The 4,679-nt window shown below is 32.7% G+C and carries 3 protein-coding genes and 1 riboswitch; of the genes, 1 reads left to right on the top strand and 2 read right to left on the bottom strand.

Going from position 1 to position 4,679, the window contains the following annotated elements:
- Positions 1–163: 163 nt before the first annotated feature.
- The gene (locus HMPREF2811_RS03620) at positions 164–1,297 is read right to left on the bottom strand and encodes a helix-hairpin-helix domain-containing protein (RefSeq protein WP_071408148.1); all 1,134 of its coding nucleotides are present in this window, start codon (positions 1,295–1,297) and stop codon (positions 164–166) included.
- 481 nt (positions 1,298–1,778) lie between these two features.
- Positions 1,779–2,279 carry a GNAT family N-acetyltransferase gene (locus tag HMPREF2811_RS03615; RefSeq protein WP_071408147.1) on the bottom strand — a complete coding sequence of 167 codons (501 nt, stop codon included), beginning with the start codon at positions 2,277–2,279 and terminating at the stop codon, positions 1,779–1,781.
- A 1,299-nt stretch (positions 2,280–3,578) separates the two neighbouring features.
- Positions 3,579–3,667, top strand: a riboswitch (TPP riboswitch).
- Between the two features lie 27 nt (positions 3,668–3,694).
- On the opposite strand from HMPREF2811_RS03615, the gene thiT reads away from it, so the two are divergent.
- Positions 3,695–4,273 carry an energy-coupled thiamine transporter ThiT gene (thiT, locus tag HMPREF2811_RS03610; RefSeq protein WP_071408146.1) on the top strand — a complete coding sequence of 193 codons (579 nt, stop codon included), beginning with the start codon at positions 3,695–3,697 and terminating at the stop codon, positions 4,271–4,273.
- Positions 4,274–4,679: the final 406 nt, after the last annotated feature.

Here is a 4,679-nt window from a genome sequence, read left to right as displayed (position 1 = left end):
AAAAAATTCTAGCTTAATTTGACAATCAAAAAGTTAAAGTATTTTGAACCACCGCAATTTTTTCGTTTCAATGAATTGCTTACATTCTCTCGTAACTACTGGCTCATTTTTGATGATAACAAAAACCCGTCTACCCACCGGCAAACGAGCTTATCATTATTTTCTATTCTCCTTTAAAAGTAACACCATTGTCTCTTAGTTTCTTCACTGTTGTTTTTCCGATTCCCTCAATCGCTAAAACTTCATGTTCTGTTATGGTTTGGAAGTCCTCTAGCGTCCGCAACCCCTCTGATAATAGCGAACGAACATATCTGCTATCAATATTCGTAAAGATTCCAGTGCCAGCTAATTTATAAGATTCTCTGTATAAGGCGATCCCATTTGATTTTTCAGCATAATATTGTTGATAATATTCAGGATTAATTTTTTCTAATATTTTTTGGAAAGTCCGATATAAAAATACAGAATGCTGAAATAAACTCAATACCTCATTAAAAGCAATCGCAAGTGACCTTTCTGAATTGAACTGATAAGATTCAAACGGCAACGATTCATAAACCAGCAAACTGTTAAATTCTTTTGTTACGAAAAATTGAGTGATTGTAGGATTAATCTCCAATAACTTCTGAATAATCCGTTCGGCATAATTAAGGTCTCCTTCAAGAATCAAGCTGACTGCCAAGTAAAATAACATTTGATCGTCCTTTTGATACATTGAATCTTTTTTGAAAAAGATTCGCGCTTTTGTAGGTTGGAAAGATAGAACATAAATCGCCATCAAACTATAACGAACACCCAAATTATCATTCGGATTAAATCGTAAGATTTCCCTCGCTATGTCTTGAGCTTTTCCAAAAAGCAATTGTTCCTTATAGAAATCTAACAATAATCTGCGGGCACGAAAATAAGGACGATTTTCAACTCCCGCATAAGAAGCCTCTTTGATAAATCGACGATGGGTTTTCAAGTATTCTTTTGTCTTTTCTTCAATCAATGAAACAGCTTCTATATCATCATAACGTTCAAAACATAAAGCACAATAAATATCTAAGTTGTCTGGTTCCAACTGATTTGCCTCTTCTAAAAGTGCTAAGCGCTCATCAGCATCATCACTTACCATTGCTTCATCCAACAACTCCAAAACTCTGCTAGTATCATCTTCTAGTTCATCAATCAACCCATCATTAAAACGAGCTACATAATCATTAATCGCCTCATCAATACTTTCATATTCATCCGCATGTTGTTCTAGAAAAACTTCTAACTGTCTAAAAATATTTTCTGTTTCTCTTGACATCAATATCATCCCTTTCCTATCCTTAAATTCTAGTGCTACCTACTTACCTTCTGGGTATATGGGTGAACAACCCATGTCTCGTCCTCTCCAAGAAAAAATCTGATTCGTTGTGTGCCGTGAAGACAGGATGTCATAAAGTGAGTCTTTGGAATAAGGAGTTTAAATGATTAATCGCAAAACTTTACTAAAATAAACCACGTCTTCATTAAATATCCCTTATAATCAACTCCGGTTATCTCTCAACCTCTATCCAATCTAATCCAAATAAATTTTCTGATATTTTGCTAGCAGGAAAATGCCGAGAGCCATACCTTTTTATAAGTAAATATCACCATCATATTGACTATAAAATGTCATCAGTTTAATCCGTTCCTAGCACTTATTTTATAAAAACTACTCTACTATTTACAAGCAAATCGCTATCCAAAACATGATTCAACAAGAAAAATGCCATTCAATACATTTCGTTTTACAATTTTTCCTATCTAAAGTAATATACGTTTCCTTCTCCGTCTATATTATCAAAATCTTTATTATATTTTAAACCTAATGATTCTGCTGTTTTTCTTGAAGGTATATTCTCATCTAAAGTTAACGCGACTACTTGATATTCATTGTTTAGTTCAGTCGTGATAGTTTCAATTATTTTCATCGCTGCTTCTTTAACAAATCCTTTTCTCATTTTCGAAGGAGCTATTCTATAATACAAATTCAAATATTTTTTATCATTTATGGTCGTAAACCTTAAACCGCACAAGCCAAAAACTTGATTATCATCTTTATCTATTAAAGAATAGTAACCAAATCCATTCTTTTTATGATGATCAATCATTGAATTTAAAGTTTTCATATATTCTTCTTTGCTTGGTTTTTCCCATCCTGGATTAAAAACATTCGTTTCGGGATTGGCATGAACTGAATATAATTCATCAAAATCATCATAAGTAGGAACTCTAATGATTAAACGTTCTGTTTCCATCATTTCCGTATTTCACTCCTTCATACACTGTACCTTTTATATTAATACTTAACTTTTATGACAATGTCATCTGTGCAAGTTTATCCTTTACTTTTCTCTTATCACTTAACATATAATTTATTCAATATCCTTAGTAATATGTTTCAACCCCAAAGTAGTCATTGAATTAATATTATCAAATAGATTATTGTCTTCAATTTTACAATAAGACTATCCTACGAAACATTAATAACATCTTGTGATTCATATATAACAGTAACTTTCGTATTTGTAAACGACAATTCAGTAATTACTTTGCTTGTTTTAGTAAAACCACCAGGTAACATGGTTTTATAATTACCTCACTCTTTAACTATTTACCCATTCATTACCATTAATCAAAATTCTAGTTTTATCAAAATTTCAACACCCAAATTATACAATAAAAGAGAGCTACATACCATGTCTCTAGCAATATGATTTTACAACTCTCTTATTTTTCAACTGTTATAACATGCCCATCCTCTAGTTTCGTCCGTTTCCATTTTTGGAAATCTTGATAGCTGTCATACGTCTTTGCTATCTTAGTTTGACACGGATTAAGATTTATTGGAATGTTCACAATTATCTATTTATTTTTCCTTTTCATTTTAGGCAACCACCAAAATTTTGCTGTTGGGAAAATCCTTTATTTTATCAGTTGTGTTATTTTTCTTCTATTAAATATTATTCCTATCAACTTCTCTAGTTTTTCAATTACTTAAATATCTCATCAACTTCAAGATAAAAACAAATGATTTAAATCGACCTGATATGAGGCCTGAGTTCTTAGACCAGTTGATGCAAGAAAATAAAGCTCCATCAGTGAATTTGCAACAATTTGAAGAAATTACGCAACACTTCAAAGCGATTGATAGTGGCATTGCCCAATGTTAATGAAGCTGTTCAAAATAGCGATCGTTCAAGCGAAATTTTTAAAAGAACACCGGTCTTTCAAACAATTTATAAGGTCATTAATGGTTTACTTAATAGTCGCCTTTATCGGGAGTGGGCAAAAATTTTTTAAATTCTGTTCAGGCATATCTATTTAATTCAAAGCGCAGTGGTTGAGTGGCATCAAACTGAGTCTTAATGACTTGTTTGATGCCCACTCCCTGCTATTACTTTTTGAAAATAAGTCCTATTAGCATTTGTAATGTTGTTAGGAATTTTTATGCCTATTGCAACCTTCCAAGTTATAAAAAGTTGAAAGTAATTGGTTTGTAAATTTAATTTTACTTTTTTCATTATTTTTGTTAGAATCATTATTAAAATATAGATTTCAACATAAACAAGGGGTGCCATATTGGCTGAGATTATACCCTTTATTGGATCAAGGTAATGCTTGCGTCAAGATGTTTAACTCCTTTTTTGTGTTGGTTAAGAAAAGGAGTTTTTTTATGTCAAAAATTAAGACACAAACGTTGATTGAGATTACGATCTGTGCCGCTTTAGCACTACTTATTGATTTGATGATTCCTTCGCCATCATGGAGTTTTAAGGTTTCTGTCAAGATGATTCCAATTATTATTCTTGCTTTACGTCGTGGTACATTGGCAGGTTGCTTGGGTGGATTTTTATGGGGATTACTCCAATACATTACCGGTAATGCGTATGTATTAACGTTAGTACAATTTGTAGTTGAATATTTTGTCGCTTTTGCAGTCATTGGTTTCGCTGGTTTCTTTGCACCTTATATGCAAAAAATATTAAAAGAAGAACCAACAAATCGTGTGAAACAATGGGGGATAGCTTCCATGGCGACAATTGTGGGATCATTAGCTCGTTATATCGTCCACTTTATTGCGGGGGTATCATTCTGGGGGTCTTATGCACCTGAAGGTCAAAGTCCATATGTATACTCATTCCTAGTCAATGGGGGAGCGTTTCTATCCGAAACACTTTGCTGTATTATTGTATTAATTTTCCTAACGCGTTCATTCCAACCTCTCTTACGCGTAAAAACTTCAGGTTATTAATAAATTTTTATAACGTTTGGCTAACTCCTGCATCTTTAATCTTTTAATGATATAAATAAGGAATTATAAGTTATTTAATAATGAAGACCGTGTGACTTATTTGAGTTGTTTATAGAGAGAAGGGTTAGTGCAACATCTTCGATCACTAAGAAAAGACCCTTCATCGGAATCTTGATGAACTACTATGAGACTTATATAGAAGAGTAGTTAAGGTCGTAATCACGCGTTAAGTGACTGAAGATAATCGGCAGATTATTAAGGTTTGGGTAAAACCACATGATTAACGTCCCATTGATTGTTAAGGCAGTCAATGGGATTTTTATTTTGGATTTTTGTCAAGATGATGTGATAAGCCCTGCTAACTTAACCTTATTACCTAAGTTCCCGTAATACGTAGCATAAATAA

It is taken from the genome of Globicatella sp. HMSC072A10, assembly GCF_001811625.1.
Classification (GTDB): Bacteria; Bacillota; Bacilli; order Lactobacillales; family Aerococcaceae; genus Globicatella; species Globicatella sanguinis.
This window is presented reverse-complemented; position numbering and strand designations above follow the sequence as displayed.

Coding starts and splice junctions, on each gene's coding strand:
- HMPREF2811_RS03620 (WP_071408148.1), bottom strand. CDS start 1,297: ATGTCAAGAGAAACAGAAAATATTTTTAGACAGTTAGAAGTTTTTCTA.
- HMPREF2811_RS03615 (WP_071408147.1), bottom strand. CDS start 2,279: ATGATGGAAACAGAACGTTTAATCATTAGAGTTCCTACTTATGATGAT.
- thiT (WP_071408146.1), top strand. CDS start 3,695: ATGTCAAAAATTAAGACACAAACGTTGATTGAGATTACGATCTGTGCC.